General features: G+C 72.8%; 16 protein-coding genes and 1 tRNA gene. 10 read left to right on the top strand and 7 right to left on the bottom strand.

The genetic code is table 11. The features are described 5' to 3' along the window. Positions 1 to 3: 3 nt before the first annotated feature. Positions 4 to 1,080 carry an ABC transporter permease gene (locus OIE75_RS35860; protein WP_307016427.1) on the bottom strand — a complete coding sequence of 359 codons (1,077 nt, stop codon included), beginning with the start codon at positions 1,078 to 1,080 and terminating at the stop codon, positions 4 to 6. Then, entirely contained in the window at positions 1,080 to 2,102 is a 1,023-nt protein-coding gene (locus OIE75_RS35855; protein ID WP_329473423.1) for a sugar ABC transporter substrate-binding protein, read from the bottom strand. Before OIE75_RS35855 ends, OIE75_RS35860 begins: the two co-directional genes overlap by 1 nt. A 234-nt stretch (positions 2,103 to 2,336) precedes the next feature. Between OIE75_RS35855 and iolC the strand changes: the two genes are divergently transcribed. The 5 genes from iolC to OIE75_RS35830 are packed head-to-tail and all read left to right on the top strand — an operon-like array spanning position 2,337 to position 7,841. Further along, positions 2,337 to 3,299 carry a 5-dehydro-2-deoxygluconokinase gene (gene iolC, locus OIE75_RS35850; RefSeq protein WP_307016425.1) on the top strand — a complete coding sequence of 321 codons (963 nt, stop codon included), beginning with the start codon at positions 2,337 to 2,339 and terminating at the stop codon, positions 3,297 to 3,299. Between the two features lie 13 nt (positions 3,300 to 3,312). Beyond that, complete coding sequence (locus OIE75_RS35845) at positions 3,313 to 4,200, top strand: Cgl0159 family (beta/alpha)8-fold protein (protein WP_307016423.1); 888 nt, start codon at positions 3,313 to 3,315, stop codon at positions 4,198 to 4,200. Between the two features lie 25 nt (positions 4,201 to 4,225). Then, positions 4,226 to 5,146 (top strand): 5-deoxy-glucuronate isomerase, encoded by a 921-nt coding sequence (gene iolB, locus OIE75_RS35840; protein ID WP_329473422.1) that lies wholly within the window; start codon positions 4,226 to 4,228, stop codon positions 5,144 to 5,146. Continuing rightward, positions 5,143 to 7,023, top strand: a complete 1,881-nt coding sequence (gene iolD / locus OIE75_RS35835; RefSeq protein WP_329473421.1) for a 3D-(3,5/4)-trihydroxycyclohexane-1,2-dione acylhydrolase (decyclizing) — start codon at positions 5,143 to 5,145, stop codon at positions 7,021 to 7,023. The genes iolB and iolD overlap by 4 nt, the downstream gene beginning before the upstream one ends. 32 nt (positions 7,024 to 7,055) lie before the next feature. Next, positions 7,056 to 7,841 carry a GntR family transcriptional regulator gene (locus OIE75_RS35830; RefSeq protein ID WP_329473420.1) on the top strand — a complete coding sequence of 262 codons (786 nt, stop codon included), beginning with the start codon at positions 7,056 to 7,058 and terminating at the stop codon, positions 7,839 to 7,841. Between the two features lie 28 nt (positions 7,842 to 7,869). On the opposite strand, the gene OIE75_RS35825 is transcribed toward OIE75_RS35830, so the two are convergent. Next, complete coding sequence (locus OIE75_RS35825) at positions 7,870 to 9,246, bottom strand: sensor histidine kinase (protein WP_329473419.1); 1,377 nt, start codon at positions 9,244 to 9,246, stop codon at positions 7,870 to 7,872. After that, positions 9,243 to 9,929, bottom strand: coding sequence for a response regulator transcription factor (locus tag OIE75_RS35820; RefSeq protein WP_329473418.1), 687 nt, complete (start codon positions 9,927 to 9,929; stop codon positions 9,243 to 9,245). The genes OIE75_RS35825 and OIE75_RS35820 overlap by 4 nt, the downstream gene beginning before the upstream one ends. 141 nt (positions 9,930 to 10,070) lie before the next feature. Between OIE75_RS35820 and OIE75_RS35815 the strand changes: the two genes are divergently transcribed. Then, complete coding sequence (locus OIE75_RS35815) at positions 10,071 to 11,201, top strand: UDP-N-acetylglucosamine--N-acetylmuramyl-(pentapeptide) pyrophosphoryl-undecaprenol N-acetylglucosamine transferase (protein ID WP_329474130.1); 1,131 nt, start codon at positions 10,071 to 10,073, stop codon at positions 11,199 to 11,201. Continuing rightward, the gene (locus OIE75_RS35810; RefSeq protein ID WP_329473417.1) at positions 11,198 to 12,196 is read left to right on the top strand and encodes a GDP-mannose 4,6-dehydratase; all 999 of its coding nucleotides are present in this window, start codon (positions 11,198 to 11,200) and stop codon (positions 12,194 to 12,196) included. Before OIE75_RS35815 ends, OIE75_RS35810 begins: the two co-directional genes overlap by 4 nt. Before the next feature lie 86 nt (positions 12,197 to 12,282). Here the strand turns inward: OIE75_RS35810 and OIE75_RS35805 are convergent. After that, a tRNA-Pro gene (locus tag OIE75_RS35805) sits at positions 12,283 to 12,356 on the bottom strand. A gap of 97 nt (positions 12,357 to 12,453) precedes the next feature. On the opposite strand from OIE75_RS35805, the gene OIE75_RS35800 reads away from it, so the two are divergent. The 3 genes from OIE75_RS35800 (at position 12,454) to OIE75_RS35790 (ending at position 16,015) form a co-directional block, all read left to right on the top strand. Further along, positions 12,454 to 12,969 (top strand): DUF309 domain-containing protein, encoded by a 516-nt coding sequence (locus OIE75_RS35800; RefSeq protein WP_329473416.1) that lies wholly within the window; start codon positions 12,454 to 12,456, stop codon positions 12,967 to 12,969. A 64-nt stretch (positions 12,970 to 13,033) separates the two neighbouring features. Further along, a complete protein-coding gene (cobF, locus tag OIE75_RS35795; protein ID WP_329473415.1) occupies positions 13,034 to 13,807 on the top strand; it encodes a precorrin-6A synthase (deacetylating) in 774 nt (257 codons plus the stop codon). A gap of 87 nt (positions 13,808 to 13,894) precedes the next feature. Next, positions 13,895 to 16,015 (top strand): MDR family MFS transporter, encoded by a 2,121-nt coding sequence (locus OIE75_RS35790; RefSeq protein WP_329473414.1) that lies wholly within the window; start codon positions 13,895 to 13,897, stop codon positions 16,013 to 16,015. On the opposite strand, the gene OIE75_RS35785 is transcribed toward OIE75_RS35790, so the two are convergent. Both OIE75_RS35785 and OIE75_RS35780 read right to left on the bottom strand, forming a co-directional pair. Then, entirely contained in the window at positions 15,942 to 16,721 is a 780-nt protein-coding gene (locus tag OIE75_RS35785; RefSeq protein WP_329473413.1) for a sulfite exporter TauE/SafE family protein, read from the bottom strand. The two genes, OIE75_RS35790 and OIE75_RS35785, sit on opposite strands and share 74 nt — an antisense overlap. A gap of 63 nt (positions 16,722 to 16,784) precedes the next feature. Beyond that, positions 16,785 to 18,323, bottom strand: coding sequence for a long-chain-fatty-acid--CoA ligase (locus OIE75_RS35780; RefSeq protein WP_329473412.1), 1,539 nt, complete (start codon positions 18,321 to 18,323; stop codon positions 16,785 to 16,787). Between the last annotated feature and the right edge of the window lie 109 nt (positions 18,324 to 18,432).

The raw sequence follows: 18,432 nt of genomic DNA, 5'->3' as shown, positions 1-18,432 counted from the left end.
CCGTCACCTCCGGGTCGCCGCGCGGCGGACGTACAGGTTGATCAGGACGGCGCCGAGCAGCATCACGCCGAGGAATGCCTTGAACCAGTCGGGGTTCCAGCCGGCGAAGACGATGCCCTGGTTCACCATGCCGAACATGAAGGCACCGAAGACCGGGCCGATGGCGGAACCGTAGCCGCCGGTGAGCAGACAGCCGCCGATCACGGCCGCGGCGATGTAGATCAGCTCCTGGCCGACGCCCTCGCCGGACTGCACGGTGTTGAAGGAGAACAACTGGTGCATGCCGACGAACCAGGCCCCGAAGCCGACCAGCATGAACAGCGTGATCTTGGTGAAGGTGACGGGTACGCCGACCGCGCGGGCGGAGTCCTGGCTGCCGCCGACCGCGAAGATCCAGTTGCCGTACTTGGTGCGGAGCAGCACCCAGGTGGCCAGGGCGGCGAAGACCAGCCAGTAGAAGACGGTGATCTTCACCTCGACGCCGCCGATGTCGAAGGAGGAGGCGAAGACGGCCTTGGCCTGGTCGAAGCCGTCCATGTCGCTGATGTCGTCGGTGGCAACGTTGCCGGTGACGAGTTTGGTGACGGCGAGGTTGACGCCCTGGAGGATGAGGAAGGTGGCCAGCGTCACGAGGAAGCTCGGCAGGCCGGTCTTCATCAGCACCCAGCCGTTGAACGCGCCGACGGCGAGGGAGACGACGAGGGCGACGATCACACCCATCCAGACGTTCACGGTCAGCTGGTAGCTGAGCATGCCCGCGGTGAGCGAGGAGGCGACCACGGCGACACCGGCCGACAGGTCGAACTCGCCGCCGATCATCAGCAGGGCCACCGGCAGCGCCATGATGCCGATGGTGGACGACTGGTAGAGGACCGTCGCCATGGAGCCGCCGTCGCGGACCGAGGGGGCGGCGATCAGGAAGAAGACGAACACGGCGACGGCGCCGAGGAAGACCCCGACCTCGGGCCGGGCGAACACCCGCACCGCCACCGAGCGCTCGCGGGTGCGCCCGTCGGTCTCCTTGGGGCCGGGGGCCGGCGGTGTGGTCACCGCCGGCTCAGCCTGTTGGGCCATGCTCATCACCGGGTGCCCTTCGAGGCGAACTCGGCGACGGCCTTCACGTTGGACTCGTCGACGAAGGCCGGGCCGGTCAGCACCGGCTGCTCACCGCCGCCGCTGTAGTTGCCGTTGTTCTTGTAGAGCCACAGTCCGTCGACGGCCAGGTAGCCCTGGAGGTAGGGCTGCTGGTCGACGGCGAACGCGATGTCGCCCTTCTCGATGGCGCCGGTCAGCTCCTTGTTGAGGTCGAAGGTGGCGACCTCGGCCTCGCTGCCGGACTCGTCCACGGCCTGCACGGCCGTCATGGCGAAGGGGGCGCCGAGCGTGACGAGGTGGTCGATGTCGCCGTCCTGCTTGAGCTTGGCGGTGACGGTCGACTTCACCGAGGGCATGTCGGTGCCGTTGACGTAGAGGTTCTCGATCGAGCCCTCGAAGGTCTTCTTCACGCCCTCGCAGCGCTGGGTCAGGCCGACGTTGCCCTGCTCGTGGATCACGCAGACGGCGTTCTTGGCGCCGTCCTCGTTGAGCCGCTTGCCGAGCGCCTCGCCGGCCACGCTCTCGTCCTGGCCGAAGAACTCCATCAGGCCGAGCTTCTTCCAGTCGGCGAGACCGGAGTTGAGCCCGACCACGGGTATGCCGGCCTTCTCCGCCTTGCCGAGGACGCTCTTCAGGGCGTCCGGCTTGGCGAGGGTGACGGCGATGCCGTCGACCTTCTGGTCGATCGCGTTCTGCACCAGGTTGGCCTGGTTGCCCGCGTTCGGGTCGGCGGAGTAGACGAGCTTGACGTTGTCCTTGGCGGCCGCGGCCTCGGCGCCCTTGCGGACGATGTCCCAGAAGGTGTCGCCGGGCGCCTGATGGGTCACCAGGGCGACGGTCATACGGGGAGTGTTCGCCTTGCCCGCGGAGGCGCCCGAGTCTCCCTCCTCGTCGGCCTTCTTCCCGCCCGAGCTGCTGGAGCAGCCGGCGAGGGTCAGGGCCGCGGCGGCGGCGAGGGCCACGGCAGGGGCGAATCTGCGGGAGCGGGCGTGCGAAGAGCGGTCCATCTTTCCTGCACCTCACTGTGCGACTGTGCGACGGGAAGCCGTGTGCCAGACCAGAGAAGAACGGCTGTAGCGCTGGGACCGGATACAAGCCCTTGGGGCGCCCGCTGTCAATACTTTGTCAAGACATCATTTCACTCACAGGTCCGAATGTAAGTACAAACTATTGACAGCGTCGTCCAGGAGTCATACACCTGGGAGGCGGCAGGCCCCCGCCCAGCCCGAGGAGCGTCGCACATGGCCGAGTCAGTCCCGCGTTTCGATCTGATCACGATGGGCCGCATCGGGGTCGATCTCTATCCCTTGCAGACGGGCGTACCCCTGGCGGAGGTTGAGACCTTCGGCAAGTTTCTCGGCGGCTCGGCCTCGAACGTGGCGGTCGCCGCCGCCCGCCTCGGCCGCGCCACGGCCGTCATCACCCGGACCGGGGACGACCCGTTCGGCGGCTATCTGCACCGCGCGCTCCGGGAGTTCGGCGTCGACGACCGCTGGGTCACCCCCGTGGCCGCCTACCCGACCCCCGTGACCTTCTGCGAGATCTTCCCGCCGGACGACTTCCCCCTGTACTTCTACCGCCGCCCCAAGGCCCCCGACCTGGAGATCCACCCGGAGGAGCTGGACCTGGACGCGATCCGCGCCGCCCGCATCTTCTGGATCACCGGGACGGGGCTGAGCGAGGAGCCGAGCCGCGCGGCGACCCTGGCCGCACTCGCCCACCGCGCCAAGTCCGGCACCACCGTCTTCGACCTCGACTGGCGGCCGATGTTCTGGGCCGACCCCGACCAGGCCCGCCCGTACTACGCCGAGGCGCTGCGGCACGCGACCGTCGCGGTCGGCAACCTGGACGAGTGCGAGATCGCCACCGGCGTCCGCGAGCCGCGGGAGTGCGCCGAGGCGCTGCTGGCCGCCGGTGTGGAACTGGCCGTCGTCAAGCAGGGGCCGAAGGGCGTCCTGGCCGTGCACCGCGACGGCCGCAGCGCCGAGGTGCCCCCGGTACCGGTCGAGGTGGTCAACGGCCTCGGCGCGGGCGACGCGTTCGGCGGCTCCCTCTGCCACGGTCTCCTCTCCGGCTGGGAGCTGGAGCGGATCATGCGGTACGCCAACGCCGCCGGCGCCCTCGTCGCCTCCCGACTCGCCTGCTCCTCCGCGATGCCCACCGGGGCCGAGGTCGACGACCTCCTCGCGCGAGCCACTCCCTGAACGGAGCTTCGTCTTGTCCCTCAGCATCCCCGACCTCACCGCGGTCAGAGCCCGGCGTCCGGAGGCGGTCGCCGAGGCCGCGGCCCGCCGTACCCGCCGGCCGCTGATCGGCGACTCCGGCCGGCTGATGATCGTGGCGGCCGACCATCCGGCCCGCGGCTCGCTCGGCGTCGGCGACCGCCGGCTCGCCATGGCCAACCGGGCCGACCTGCTGGAGCGCCTGTGCACCGCGCTGTCCCGGCCGGGCGTCGACGGCGTGCTCGCCACCGCCGACGTGCTGGACGACCTGCTGCTGCTCGGGGTGCTGGAGAACAAGGTCGTCATGGGGTCGATGAACCGCGGGGGTCTCGCGGGCGCCGCCTTCGAGATGGACGACCGCTTCACCGGTCACCGCGCCGAGGACATCGCCCGGCTGCGCTTCGACGCGGGGAAGCTGCTGCTGCGCGTCGACTACGACGATCCGGGCTCGCTGGCCACGATGGAGGCCGCCGCCCGCGCCGTGGACGCCATGGCGGAACGCAGGCTGCCGCTGTTCGTGGAGCCGTTCATCTCCCGGCGGGTCGACGGCCGGGTGCGCAACGACCTGTCCGCCGAGGCCGTCACCCGCTCCGTCGCCATCGCCTCCGGCCTCGGCGGCACCTCGGCCTACACCTGGCTGAAACTGCCCGTCACCGACGACCCGGAGGACATGGGTGAGGTCCTGGCGACCTCCACGCTGCCCGCCGTCCTGCTCGGCGGCGACATAGGCGGCTCGCCCGCCGACCAGACGGCGGCCTACGAGCGCTGGCGCAAGGCGCTCAGGCTGCCCACCGTGCAAGGCATGGTCGTCGGCCGCTCGCTGCTCTACCCGGCCGAGGGCAGCGTCGAACAGGCGGTGGACACGGCCGTCGGACTGCTGTGACCGAGAAGAGGCGGAGGAGTAGGCGATGACGTATCACCTTCCAGCGGGCAAGGCGGCGGCGGACGGCCCGTACGCCGTGGACGTGACGCCCGAGAGCGCCGGCTGGGGCTACGCCGGCCTGCGGGTCCTGAACCTGCCGCCCGGCGGCGGCCACACCTTCGACAGCGGCGAGAGCGAGTGGATCGTCCTGCCGCTGAGCGGCGGCTGCACCGTCGCCACCGCCGACGACTTCGGCCAGGAGACCTTCGAACTCACCGGCCGTGACAGCGTGTTCAGCGGCGTCAGCGACTTCGCGTACGTACCCCGCGACGCGCGTACGACGGTGACCTCGACCGGCGGCGGCCGCTTCGCCCTCACCGGCGCCCGCTGCACCCGCCGCCTGCCCGCCCGGTACGGCCCGGCGTCCTCGGTGCCGGTGGAGCTGCGCGGCACCGGGAACTGCTCGCGGCAGGTCAACAACTTCGGTGCGGCCGCCCGCGCCGGAGGCGCGGATGAACAGGGATTCGAGTGCGACAAGCTGATCGCGGTCGAGGTGCTCACCCCGGGCGGCAACTGGTCGTCCTTCCCCCCGCACAAACACGACGAGCACCGGCCCGGCGAGGAGTCGGTGCTGGAGGAGATCTACTACTTCGAGTTCGCGGATCACGACGGCACCCCCGGCCTCGGCTACCAGCGGGTCTCCCCGTCCGGACGGGGCAAGGGCACGGACGTGCTGGCCGAGGTGCGAAACGGCGACGTGGTCCTCATCCCCGACGGCTGGCACGGACCGTCCATGGCCGTCCCCGGACACCACATGTACTACCTGAACGTCATGGCGGGCCCGGCGGCCGAACGCGCCTGGCTGATCTGCGACCACCCCGAGCACGCCTGGATCCGCGACACCTGGCCGGACCAGGCCGTCGACCCCCGACTCCCCCTCTACACCGCACCGGAGAGGTCCGCATGAGCGCCACCGGCACCCGCCGACTGACCACCGCCCAGGCCCTGGTGCGCTTCCTGGCCGCGCAGTACACCGAACGCGACGGCGTACGGCACCGCCTGATCGCCGGTACCTGGGGCATCTTCGGCCACGGCAACGTGGCGGGCGTCGGCCAGGCCCTCGTCGAGTACGGCGGCGTCATGCCGTTCCACCAGGGGCGCAACGAACAGGCCATGGTGCACGCCGCCGTCGGGTACGCCCGGCAGCTCAACCGCCTCTCCGCACAGGCGGTGACGACGTCCATCGGCCCCGGCGCCACCAACCTGGTCACCGGCGCGGCCCTGGCGACCGTCAACCGCCTGCCGGTCCTGCTCCTGCCGGGCGACTACTTCGCCTCGCACGCCGCGGGCCCGCTGCTCCAGCAGCTGGAGCACCCGGTCGAGGCCGACGTGTCGGTCAACGACGCCCTGCGTCCCGTCTCCCGTTACTTCGACCGGATCAACCGCCCCGAGGCGCTGCTCGCCTCCGCGCTCCGGGCGATGCGCGTGCTCGCCGACCCCGCCGAGACCGGCGCGGTCACCCTCGCGCTGCCGCAGGACGTGCAGGCGGAGGCGTTCGACTGGCCGGAGGAGTTCTTCGCCGACCGCGTCTGGCGGGTACGGCGGCCGGCACCCGACCCCGAGGAGCTGGCCGAGGCCGTCCAGGCGCTCCGCGCCGCCCGGCGCCCGCTGATCGTCGCGGGCGGCGGCGTCCACCACAGCGAGGCCGAGACGGCGCTGACGGCGCTGGTCGACGCCACCGGCATCCCGGTCGCCTCCACCCAGGCCGGCAAGGGCGCCCTGCGCCACGACCATCCCGCCGACCTCGGCGGCATCGGCCACACCGGCACCGCCGTCGCCGACGACCTGGCCCGCACCGCCGACCTGGTGATCGGCGTCGGCACCCGCTACTCGGACTTCACCACGGCCTCCGGCACCCTCTTCCAGAACCCGGACGTCCGCTTCCTGAACCTCAACATCACCGCCTTCGACGCCCACAAGCTCGCCGCCCGCGCCCTGGTCTGCGACGCGCGGGCCGGGCTCACCGCGCTGACCGAGGCGCTGTCCAGCCCCAGCCACCGGGTGTCGTCGTCGTACGAGGACGAGTACCGGGCCGGCCGGACCCGCTGGGAGGAGAAGGTGCGGGCCGCCTTCCGGGCCGACGACGACAGCGCCGTGCCGACCCAGACGCAGGTGCTGGGCGCGCTGGACGCGGTGGTCGGCGACGAGGACGTGGTGATCAACGCGGCCGGTTCGCTCCCCGGCGACCTGCACAAGCTGTGGCGGTCCCGCTCGCCGCGCCAGTACCACCTGGAGTACGGCTACTCCTGCATGGGCTACGAGATCCCGGCCGCGCTCGGCGTCCAGCAGGCCGCGCCCGGCACGGCGGTGTGGGCCCTGGTGGGCGACGGCACGTACCTGATGAACCCGACCGAGATCGTCACCGCCGTGCAGGAGAACCTGCCGGTCAAGCTGGTCCTGGTGCAGAACCACGGCTACGCCTCGATCGGCGGCCTGTCCGAGTCGGTGGGCGCCGAGCGGTTCGGCACCGACTACCACCACCGCGCCGCCGACGGCACCTTCACCGGCGCCCCGCTCCCCGTCGACCTCGCGGCCAACGCGGCCAGCCTCGGCATGGACGTGCTGCGCGCCAAGACCGTGCGGGAGCTGCGCGAGGCGCTGTCGACGGCCCGCGCGGCGACCCGCCCGACCTGCGTCCACGTCGAGACCGTAGCGGCCCGCGACGCCCTCCCGGCCGAGGCCTGGTGGGACGTGCCGGTGGCCGAGGTGTCGGCCCGCGAGCCCGTCAACGACGCCCGCGCGCGGTACGAACACGCGGTCGCCGACCGCCGCCACCACCTCTGACACCCCGTCATCCACGCAACGGAGGTACGTCCATGGCGAAGACCGGCGACCGGGCACGTGCCGTGACCGCCCCCGCGCTGAGCACCCTGGACTTCGCCCTCGACCGGAGCAGTCCCGTGCCGCTCTACCACCAGCTGGCCCAGCAGCTGGAGGGGGCGATAGAACACGGCGTCCTCGCGCCGGGGAACCTGCTGGGCAACGAGGTCGACCTCTCGGTCCGCCTGGGCCTGTCCCGGCCGACCGTCCGGCAGGCCATCCAGTCCCTGGTGGACAAGGGCCTGCTGGTCCGGCGGCGCGGCGTCGGCACCCAGGTGGTGCACAGCCAGGTCAAGCGCCCGCTGGAGCTGAGCAGCCTGTACGACGACCTGGAGGCGGCCGGGCAGGGTCCCGGCACCCTGGTGGTGCGCAACGAGGGCGTCCCGGCCCCCGCCGAAGCGGCGGCGGCGCTCGGCGTCGCGGAGGGCGACGAGGTCACCGTGCTGGAGCGGCTGCGCCTCACCCACGGCCAGCCGGTGGCGCTGCTGTGCAACTACCTTCCGGCGGGGCTGCTGGAACTCGACGGCACACGGCTGGAGTCGACCGGCCTGTACCGGCTTATGCGCGCGTCCGGGATCACCCTGCACAGCGCCCGCCAGACCGTCGGCGCCCGCATCGCCACCCGTGAGGAGGCCGAGCGCCTCGACGAACGGGAGGGAGCCGCGCTGCTGACCATGCAGCGCACCGCGTACGACGACACCGGGCGCCCGGTCGAGTACGGGACGCACATCTACCGCGCGTCCCGGTACGCCTTCGACTTCCAGCTGCTGGTCAGGACCTGACGCCCGACCCCGGCCGGCCGGGCCGGTCTCAGAAGGTGAGCCGGAACAACGCCCCCGCGCCGGGCGCGCGCTCGGCGGTGAGTTCGGCGCCGTGGGTGCGGGCGATCTGACGGGCCATGGCCAGCCCGAGGCCCGAACCGGGCAGCGCGCGGGCGGACGGTGCCCGGTAGAAGCGGTCGAAGATGTGCGGCAGGTCCTGGTCGGCGATGCCGGGGCCGTGGTCGCGCACGGTCAGCTCCCGTTCGGTCAAGGCGACCTCGACCGTGCCGCCGGGCGGGCTGAACTTGGCCGCGTTGTCCAGCAGGTTGCCGAGCAGCCGGGCCAGCCGGGCCGGGATGCCGGGGCGCAGCAGGCCGGCCGTGCGGTCGGTGACGTCCAGGGTGAAGGTGATGCCGGGCCAGCGTTCGCGGGCGCGGGTCAGGGCGTGCCGGGTGAGCGCGGCGAGGTCGATCTGTTCGAGGAGCGGCTGCGGTTCCTCGTCCCGGGCCAGCTCGATGAGGTCGTTCACCAGGGTGGTGACGTCCTCCAGCTGCCGGACCAGGGCGCCGGCCGCCCGCTCGCGCCGGTCGGCGGGCAGGCGGTCGGCGCGAGTGAGGAGTTCGGCGTTGGTGCGCAGCGCGGTCAGCGGGGTGCGCAGCTCGTGCGAGGCGTCGGCGATCAGCCGGCGCTGTGCCGTCACCGACCGCTCCAGCTCGTCGAGCATCGTGTTGAAGGTCGTCGCGAGCCGGGTGATCTCGTCGTCCCAGTGTCCGCCGGGCCCCGGCCCGGCGGGCAGGTCGATGCGGTGTCGCGGGTCGCGGGTGGCGGCGACCCGCTCCGCCGTGGCCGTGAGCCGGGTGACGGGGGCGAGGCCGGTCCGGGAGACGGCGTAGCCGAGCAGCCCGGCGACGACCACGCCCGCCGCGCCGATGCCGCTCAGCAGCCACGCGGCCTGGTGCACGCCGCGCTCGGCCACGTCGGAACGGAGCGCGACCTGGACGGCGGTGCCGTCACCGAACGTGGTGGTCAGCATGCGCGCGGGGTGCCCGTCGACGGTGACGTTCCGGTAGTACGGCGCGCGGCCGCCGGCCGCCACCTCGCGGACGGCCGGGGACACGGGCAGGACGTACGGCTCGGCCGGGTCGTCGGCCGGATCGGGCGGCACCGTCTGGGCACAGGCGGGGGCGCCCAGGAAGCGGCACTCACCGCGGTGCACGGTCGGCCCGTCCTCCCGGCTCTGCTGGGCGACGAGGGTGGCCGACTGCGCGAGGTTCTGGTCGACCTGCTGGTAGAGCTTGTAACGCAGGACGAAGAACGCGGCCGTGCACACGCCTACGGTCACGAGGACGACGGCCGCCGAGGCCGCCAGTGCCAGCCGGGACCGCAGCCGGCGCGGGCGCGGCAGGAGAAGCCACGGCCCGTTCACGCCGCGCCCAGGCGGTAGCCGACCCCGTGCACGGTGTGCACCAGGCGCGGCTCGCCCTCCGCCTCCAGCTTGCGGCGCAGGTAACCGACGTAGACGGCGAGCGAGTTGGAGCCGGGGCCGAAGTCGTGTCCCCAGACCCGTTCGAAGAGGGTCTCCCGGGTGAGGACCTGCCCGGGGTGGAGCAGCAGCTGCTCCAGCAGCGCGCACTCGGTCCGGCTGAACTCGACGGCCCGCTCGCCGCGGCGTCCGGCCCGGGTCTGCGGGTCCACCACCAGGTCGGCGTACGACAGGAGGTCGCCCGGCTCCTGGGCGCCGGTGTCCGCCCGGCGCAGCAGGGCCCGCACCCGGGCGGTCAGCTCGTCCAGCGCGAACGGCTTGACCAGGTAGTCGTCGGCGCCGGCGTCCAGCCCGTCGACGCGTTCGCTCACCGAGTCCAGCGCGGTCAGCACCAGCACCGGCGTCCGGTCGCCGATGCCCCGCAGGCGGCGGCAGAACGCCAGGCCGTCCAGGACCGGCATCATCACGTCGACGACCACGGCGTCCGGCTGCCAGGCGGCGACCTCGGAGAGGGCCGCGAGGCCGTCGGCGGCGCCCCTCACGGCGTAGCCCTCGACGGTGAGGCCGTCCTCGACGGCGGCCCGCACCTCGGGCTCGTCGTCGACCACCAGAATTCTCCTCAGCACGCGCCCAGCCTGCCAAAGGAGTGTCTTAAAACCTTCTTAGGCCGGCTTGTGACCGTGGCGGCCATGTTCGGATCCTCGTCCTCCGGCCCGGCCCACGTGCCGCCCGCCGGACCTCACAGTCCCCCGCCCCGGCTGTCCGTGGTGATCGGCGCGGGCGGTACCGGTGGGCACATCTACCCCGGTCTCGCCCTCGCCGACGCGCTGCGCCGCGCCGTACCGGCCGCGGAGATCTCCTTCGTCGGCACCACCCGGGGCCTGGAGACCCGGCTCATCCCGCAGGCCGGGTACCGGCTGCACACCGTCGACATGATCCCCTTCGACCCGAGCCTCGGCGCCCGGCGCTACCTGCTGCCCTCGGCGCTGGTGCGGTCCGCCGGGCAGTGCCGGACGGTACTGCGCGAGCAGCGGGCCCAGGTGGCGGTCGGCATGGGCGGCTATCCGAGCGCCCCGGTGATCCTCGGGGCCCGCTGGTCGGGCCTGCCGAGCCTGATCCACGAGTCCAACGCCGTACCGGGCCGCGCCAACCGTTTCGCCGCCCGGCTCACCCCTCACGTCACGGTCGCCTTCGACCGCTCCCGTTCGGGCCTGGCCGGCGGCGAGAACGCCCGCGTCGTCGGCATGCCCATCGCGGCTGCCCTCGCCGGGCTGGACCGCGACGCCCGGCGCCCCGAGGCACGGCGGGCGCTGGGGGTGCCGGACGGGGCGCGGCTCGTCGTCTTCAACGGCGGCAGCCTGGGCGCCGCGCGGCTCACCGAGGCCGCGACGGAGCTGGCCCGGCGCTGGCGGCGGCGCACCGACGTCCACCTGCTGATCAAGACCGGGCCGGACGCGCTGGAGGAGGCCGGGTTCCGGCTCGCGGGCAGCCGGGTGGCCCGCGTGGTGCCCTACCTGGACCACATGGACCAGGTGTACGCCGCCGCCGACCTGGTGGTCTGCCGGGCCGGTTCGGCGACGGTCGCCGAACTCGCCAGCACCGGCGTGCCCGCGGTGCTCGTGCCCTACCCGCACGCGCCCGGCGACCACCAGACGCACAACGCGCGGGTGCTGACCGACGCCGGGGCCGGCCTGCTGCTGTCCGACGCCGAGACCTCGGCGGCGCGACTGGCCGAACTGATCGAACCGCTGCTGGCCGATCCCGCCCGGCTCGCGGCGATGGAGTCGGCCGCCGACCCCGGCCCGCACGCGTACGCCGCCGACCTGCTCGCCGCCGAGGTACTGCGCCTCGCCGGCCACCCCCTGCCGACCCTCGCCCCCTTGGAGCACACCCCATGAACCACACCCCCGACTGGACCGGCCGCGAGGTCCTGGTCACCGGAGCCGAGGGTTTCATCGGCTCGGCCCTGGTCGACCTGCTCGTCGCCCGGGGCGCCCGGGTCCGGGCGTTCACGCACTACAAGCCGTACGCCGAGAAGGGCCACCTCGCCCACCTCCTCGGCCACCCGCTGGTCACGACGGTCACCGGCGACGTCCGCGACGCCGGCCGCGTGATGGACGCCGTCGACGGCTGCGACACCGTCTTCCACCTCGCCGCCCTGATCGGCATCCCGTACAGCTACGACTCGCCCGGCGCCTACGTCCAGACGAACGTCGTCGGCACCGAGAACATCGCCGAGGCCTGCCGGCGCCACCAGGTGCGCCGCATGGTGCACACCTCCACCAGCGAGGTGTACGGCACCGCCCGCACGGCGCCGATCAGCGAGAGCCACCCGCTGCAGCCGCAGTCGCCGTACTCCGCCTCCAAGATCGGCGCCGACATGATGGCGCTCTCCCACTGGCACGCCTTCGAACTGCCGGTCACCGTGGTGCGCCCCTTCAACACCTACGGCCCCCGGCAGTCCGCCCGCGCGGTGATCCCCGCGATCCTCGCCCAACTGCACTCCGGGGCCCGCACGATCAGGCTCGGCTCACTCACGCCCACCCGGGACTTCACCTACGTCACCGACACGGCGCGGGGCTTCATGGCGATGGCCGACTGCGACCGGGCTCTCGGGCAGGTGGTCAACCTCGGCTCGGGCCGGGAGATATCCATCGGGGACCTGGCGCAGGCCCTCACCGTCGCCGCGGGCACCGACGCGGAGATCGTCGTGGACCCCGCCCGGCTGCGCCCGAGCGGCAGCGAGGTCCAGCGTCTCCTGTCCGACAACTCCCGCGCCCGCCGGTGGGCGGGCTGGGAGCCGCAGGTCGGCCTCGCGGACGGGCTGCGCCGGACGTCGGCGTGGGTGAAGGAGCACCTGGACCTGTTCGCGGCGGAGCGCTACCAGGTCTGACCCGGCGGCCCCGCGGCCGTGGCGGCCGGGAATGTGAGAAGGACCTCCGCGGGCTCATGCCCGCGGAGGTCCTTCTTCGGTCACCGTCGGGACGACAGGATTTGAACCTGCGACCCCTTGACCCCCAGTCAAGTGCGCTACCAAGCTGCGCCACGTCCCGGTGCCCACGCGCGGTGCGACCGCGCGATCACGCGACAGCACCTTACCGCACCCACCGGGCCACGCCTAAGCGGGACGGGCGGGGGACAATCGGCCGTATGGACAGCACAGCATCGGACCGCCCGGCCGACGCCCGCGACCGGGACGAGGAGGGGCGGGCGCGCAACGCCCGGCCGCGCGACGGGCTGGGGCGCCCGCTGCCGTACGGCGCGGACGGCGTCGCCCGTCAGCCGGAGGGCGTCGTGCGGTCGCCGGACGCGACGGTCGCCGAGGCGCAGCGGCTGCTGGACGAGGGGAAGCCGTTCCACGCGCACGAGGTCTTCGAGGACGCCTGGAAATCGGGCCCCGAGGAGGAGCGGCAGCTGTGGCGCGGGATGGCCCAGCTGGCGGTGGGGCTCACGCACGCGGCCCGCGGGAACGGCACCGGCGGGGCCAGGCTGCTGCGGCGCGGGGCGGGCGCCGTGACGGAGTGGGCGGCGTCGGACACCGGACGGGAACGGCCGTACGGGGTGGATCTCGGCGCGGTCGCCGGGTGGGCCGTGGAGCTGGCGGGGGACGTGGAGGACGGCGCGTCCGTGGACGCGGGGGCCCGGGCGCCGCGGCTCCGGGGCTGACCCGCACGTGCCGGGCCGGCGGCCCGGTCCGGGGGCTGTCGGTGGCGTACGGCAGACTCGTGGGGTGCGGAAGATTCATGTGATCGGTATCGGTGCGGGCGACCCCGACCAGCTGACCCTGCAGGCGGTCAGGGCGATGCGCGGCACGGACGTGTTCTTCGTCCTGGGCAAGGGCGAGGTGAAGGACGACCTGGTGCGGCTGCGCCGGGACATGCTGGAGACGCACGTACCGCAGGGCACGTACCGGGTCGTCGAGGCCCGTGACCCGGAGCGGGACCGGAGCGCGGAGGGCGCGGCGTACTCCCCCGCCGTCGAGGACTGGCGCCTGGCCCGCGCCGGCATCTACGAACGGCTGATCGCCGAGGAGCTGGGCGAGGACGAGAGCGGCGCGTTCCTGGTGTGGGGCGACCCGTCGCTGTACGACAGCACGCTGGGCATCCTGGAGGAGGTCCTGGGACGCGGCACGGTGGCCTTCGCGTACGACGTGGTGCCCGGCATCAGCAGCGTCTCGTCACTGGCCGCCCGGCACCGGACGGGGCTGAACCGGGTGGCGCGGCCGGTGCAGATCACCACCGGGCGGCGGCTCGCGGAGGGCTTCCCCGAGGGCGTCGACGACGTCGTGGTGATGCTCGACGCCCACCAGACCTTCCGGCGGTACACGGACCAGGACCTCGACATCTACTGGGGCGCCTACCTGGGCACCCCGGACGAGATCCTCGACTCGGGTCCGATCGCCGAGGCCGGCCCGCGCATCGAGCGGCTGCGCGCCGAGGCGCGGGAGCGCAAGGGCTGGATCATGGACACGTACCTGCTGCGGCGGCGTTCCGGCGACGCGTAGGGGGGTGTCCCCCGGCCACGCCCTCGCGCGTACCCGGGCGGACCGTCCCCACATGCGTGGCCGCTGCACGGGTGTGATCGTGACCTGGTGACAGTCGCCGAGGAAGCATCACGGACCGCCGCCGTACAGCCGCCCGTGCTGGACCGGCGGCGGCGCAACGTCGTCTTCGTCACGATCATGCTCGGGCTGCTGCTGGCGGCCCTGGACCAGACGATCGTCGGCACCGCGCTGCCGACGATCGTGTCGGACCTGGGCGGCGCCTCGCACATGTCGTGGGTGGTGACGTCGTACCTGCTCGCGGAGACCGTGGCGACGGTGCTGGTCGGCAAGTTCGGCGACCTGTTCGGCCGCAAGGTGGTCTTCCAGGTCTCGGCGGTCGTCTTCATCACCGGGTCGTTCCTGTGCGGACTGGCGACCAGCATGCCGCTGCTGATCACGTGGCGGGCGATGCAGGGCATCGGCGCGGGCGGCCTGATGGTGACGGCCATGGCGCTGATCGCGGACGTGATCCCGCTTCGGGAGCGCGGCAAGTACCAGGGCGCCATCGGCGCGGTGTTCGGGGTCTCCACGGTCATCGGGCCACTGTTGGGCGGGCTGTTCACCGACCACCTCTCGTGGCGCTGGGCGTTCTACGTCAACGTGCCCATCGCGATCGCCGTCGTGATCGCCGCGGCCCGCACCATCCCGGTGGTGAAGTCGGCCGTCCGGCCCGTCATCGACTACCTGGGCATCGCGCTGGTCGCGGTGGGCGCGAGCGCGCTGATCCTGGCGACCAGCTGGGGCGGCAACGAGTACGCGTGGAGCTCGGGCGTGATCCTGGGCCTGTTCGCGGGCGGGCTGGTCGCGCTCGCGCTGTTCTGCCTGGTGGAGCTGCGGGCGCCCGAACCGATGCTGCCGATGCGGCTGTTCGCCAACCCGGTGTTCACGGTCTGCTCGGTGCTCAGCTTCATCGTCGGCTTCGCGATGCTCGGCGCGCTGACGTACCTGCCGACCTACCTCCAGTACGTCGACGGCGACTCGGCCACCGTCTCCGGCGTGCGGACGCTGCCGATGGTGGCGGGGCTGCTGATCGCCTCGGTCTTCAGCGGCAGCGTCGTCAGCCGGACGGGACAGTACCGGCTGTTCCCGATCGTGGGCACGCTGGTGATGGGCGTCGGCCTGTACCTGATGTCGCTGATGGACCCGTCGACCGGCGCCGTCCTGGAGTCGCTGTACATGTTCGTGCTGGGCACCGGCATCGGCCTGTCCATGCAGGTGCTGATCATCGCCGTGCAGAACACCGTCGACTACGCCGACCTCGGCACCGCGACCTCCGGCGTCACCTTCTTCCGCACCCTGGGCAGCTCCTTCGGCACCGCCGTGTTCGGCACCATCTACGTCAACGCCCTCGGCCCCAACCTGCGCGAGGGCGTCGCCGAGGCCGCCCGCACGGGCGCCGCCGACCCGTCGGCGATCGGCCGTGCGGCGACCAGTCCGGAGGGCGTGCACGGACTGCCTCCGCAGACGTCGGCACCGATCGTCGGCGCCTACGCGGACACCATCCAGACGGTGTTCCTGTGGACGGTGCCGATCGCGGCGCTCGGCTTCCTCGTCTCCCTGTTCCTCAAGCAGGTACGGCTCCGCGACAGCGCCCGCGCGGGCTCCACCGACATGGGCGAGGGCTTCGGCTCACCGCACGACGCCGACAACAGGCGCGCCCTGGAGGCGTCCGTCGGAAAGATCATCGGCGGTACGGAGCTGGACACCGCGCGCCGGATCATCACGGACAGCGACACCCGCCTCGACGTCGCCGGCGCCTGGGCCGTCATGCAGGTCGAGCTGTTCACGCGCCTGGTCGGGCACGCCGGCCTGGGGCTGATCGCCGCCCGCCGCCGGCTGCCGCCGGAAGTGCTGCTGCCGGTCTTCGACCGGATGGTGGAGGAGGGTTTCCTGGCCCGTCACGGCTCCCTGTTCTCCCACACCGACGCGGGGGCCCGCGAGGCCCTGGTCATCGGGCGGGCGTGGGCCACCTGGCTGGAGGGCCGGGTGGAGCAGGACATCGGCAAGCCCACCGGCACCGAGCTGCGCGCCGCCGTCGACGCCATCGCCAAGCGCCTGCTGGTCGAGGACCTGAGCAACGGCCTGCCGCGGCGCCTCACGCCAGCAGGAGCTGCAGACCACCCACGATCGTCGCCGCGATCACCAGACGCTCGAACAGGCGCTGGTTGATCCGGGTCACCGCCCACTTGCCGAGGAACGCGCCGGGCACCACGAACACGACCAGCGCGGCGTCGAGGAGCAGCGAGCGGCCGTCGATCAGGCCGAGGCCGGCACTGAAGGGCACCTTGGAGACGTTGACGATCAGGAAGAAGAACGCCGACGTGCCCAGGAAGCCGAGCTTGCGGAAGCCGGCGGAGAGCAGGTACATCGACATCACCGGGCCGCCCGCGTTGGCGACCATCGTGGTGAAGCCGCCGAGGACGCCGTAGGAACGGGCCTTGACCCGGCCGGCCCGCGCGGCCGTACCGTCGTCCCCGGGCGGGTCGGACGCGTCGGCCCGTCTCCTGCGCCACACCGTCACCCCGGCCATGAGCAGCAGGATCACGCCGATCGAGGTCCGGACGATCGCGTCGTCCGCCCACACCAGGAACAGGGTGCCCACGGCCACGCCGACCCCCACGGCGGGGAACAGCCGCCACAGCGTGGGCCAGTGCGCGTGCCGCCGGTAGGTGAGGACGGCCAGGACGTCCCCGGCGATCAGGACGGGCAGCAGGATGCCGGTGGAGGCGCGGGCGGGAAGGACCGCGGCGAAGATCGCGAGACTGACCGTGTTGGCCCCGCTCACGGCGGTCTTGGAGAAGCCGACGAGCAGGGCCGCGAAGGCGAGCGCCGCGAACTCCCAGCCGGTGAGGTGCCAGAGCGTCATGGTGTCCATTGCGGCCACTGATGCTATGCGCACTCAACCGGTTCGCGTAAGCACCGTCTCGCCAGTCGGTCCTTAGCGGGCCGGCGGTCCCTGGTGCGGGGCGTGGTCCACGTAGCGGGCCCGCAGTTCCCGCTTCAGCACCTTCATGCTCGGCCCGAGCGGCAGCGCGTCCGCGAACTCCACCCGGCGCGGGTACTTGTACCGGCCGAGGTGTCCCTTGGACCACTCGGTGATCCCGGCCGCGTCCGGCGTCGCGCCCGGCTCGGGGACGACGACGGCGCACACCTCCTCGCCGTGGAGTTCGTCCGGGAGGCCGATGACGGCGACGTGCGCGATGCCGGGGTGGCGCATCAGCACCTCCTCGACCTCCCGCGGGTAGACGTTGTAGCCGCCCCGGATGATGACGTCCTTCTTCCGGTCGACGATGCGCAGGAAGCCCTCGTCGTCCTTGGTGCCGAGGTCGCCCGTGCGGAACCAGCCGTCGACCAGCGCCTCGGCGGTGGCCTCCGGGCGGCCGAGGTAGCCGGAGAAGACGTTGTGGCCGCGTACGACGACCTCGCCCAGCTCACCGGGCGGCAGCAGGACGACGCGGCCCTCGACGTCCGCGTGGGCGATCTCCACGTCCACGCCCCACAGCGGGTGGCCGATGGTGCCGGGCCTGGTCCCGAACACGGGCTGGTTCACGGCCGCCGCGGGCGAGGTCTCCGACAGCCCGTACCCCTCGTGGACGCGCGCGCCGAACGCCTCCTCGAACCGCTCCAGCACCGCCACCGGCAGCGAGGCGCCGCCGGAGACGCACACCCTCAGGTCGGGCAGGGCGCCGGCGTCGCGCGCCGCGGCGGCGAGGGCGACGAACATGGTCGGCACCCCGTGGAAGGTGTTGACCTTCTCCTCGACCATCAGCTCGATCGCGCGCGCCGCGTCGAAGCGGGGCAGCAGGACGAGGGTGGCCCCGGCCCGCCAGGTCGAGTTGAGGGAGACGGTCTGGCCGAAGGCGTGGAACAGCGGCAGCGCGCCGAGCGCGATGTCGTCGGGCCGGATGTCGTTGGCGTCGAAGGCGTTGACGGTCGCGTTCATCACCAGGTTGAAGTGGCTGAGCACCGCGCCCTTGGGGACACCGGTGGTGCCGCTGGTGTAGAAGACCACGGCCGGGTCGTCGGCGTCGCGGGTGACGTACGTCGGCAGCGGCTCGGCGTCGGCGGCGAGCGTGCCGAACTCGTCGCCGAGGGTGATCACCCGTACGCCCGTCTCCCGCGCGGCGGCCGTGCCCGTCTCGGCCTGGGCGGGGTGGCACAGCAGCAGCGTGGCGCCGCTGTCGCGCAGGACGTGCTCGACCTCGGCGGCCGACAGCAGCAGGTGCACGGGCACGACGACGCCACCGGCGGCGGCGATCGCGTAGTACGCCTGCGGGAAGTCGGCGGTGTTCGGCGCCATCAGCGCGACCCGGTCCCCCGGCCGGACGCCGAGGCCGGTCAGCGCGCCGGCCTGCGCCCGCGCACGCCGCCACACCTCGGCGAAGGAGAGCCGCAGGCCGCCCTCGACCAGCGCCTCCTTGTCGGGACGGCGCCGGGCGTTCTCGGCGAGGATGGCGGCGACGGAGAGGGTTGCCATGGGGTGTTGCTCCGTTCCTTGCTGCGGCTCTGCGGAGAGGTGCGGCGTACCTGCGGCTAGGGGCTGTCTGGCCATTCCCGTCGTCGCCCGCGGGGCAGACCGGAATTGT

The sequence above is a fragment of the Streptomyces sp. NBC_01723 genome (assembly GCF_036246005.1).
GTDB lineage: Bacteria > Actinomycetota > Actinomycetes > Streptomycetales > Streptomycetaceae > Streptomyces.
Note: the sequence above shows the minus strand (reverse complement) of the source record. Positions and strands in the feature narration are given on the sequence as shown.

Bases quoted from the DNA above. Each gene is read 5' to 3' on its own strand.
- OIE75_RS35860 (WP_307016427.1), bottom strand. From the start codon at position 1,080: ATGAGCATGGCCCAACAGGCTGAGCCGGCGGTGACCACACCGCCGGCC.
- OIE75_RS35855 (WP_329473423.1), bottom strand. From the start codon at position 2,102: ATGGACCGCTCTTCGCACGCCCGCTCCCGCAGATTCGCCCCTGCCGTG.
- iolC (WP_307016425.1), top strand. From the start codon at position 2,337: ATGGCCGAGTCAGTCCCGCGTTTCGATCTGATCACGATGGGCCGCATC.
- iolB (WP_329473422.1), top strand. From the start codon at position 4,226: ATGACGTATCACCTTCCAGCGGGCAAGGCGGCGGCGGACGGCCCGTAC.
- iolD (WP_329473421.1), top strand. From the start codon at position 5,143: ATGAGCGCCACCGGCACCCGCCGACTGACCACCGCCCAGGCCCTGGTG.
- OIE75_RS35830 (WP_329473420.1), top strand. From the start codon at position 7,056: ATGGCGAAGACCGGCGACCGGGCACGTGCCGTGACCGCCCCCGCGCTG.
- OIE75_RS35810 (WP_329473417.1), top strand. From the start codon at position 11,198: ATGAACCACACCCCCGACTGGACCGGCCGCGAGGTCCTGGTCACCGGA.
- OIE75_RS35800 (WP_329473416.1), top strand. From the start codon at position 12,454: ATGGACAGCACAGCATCGGACCGCCCGGCCGACGCCCGCGACCGGGAC.
- OIE75_RS35785 (WP_329473413.1), bottom strand. From the start codon at position 16,721: ATGGACACCATGACGCTCTGGCACCTCACCGGCTGGGAGTTCGCGGCG.
- OIE75_RS35780 (WP_329473412.1), bottom strand. From the start codon at position 18,323: ATGGCAACCCTCTCCGTCGCCGCCATCCTCGCCGAGAACGCCCGGCGC.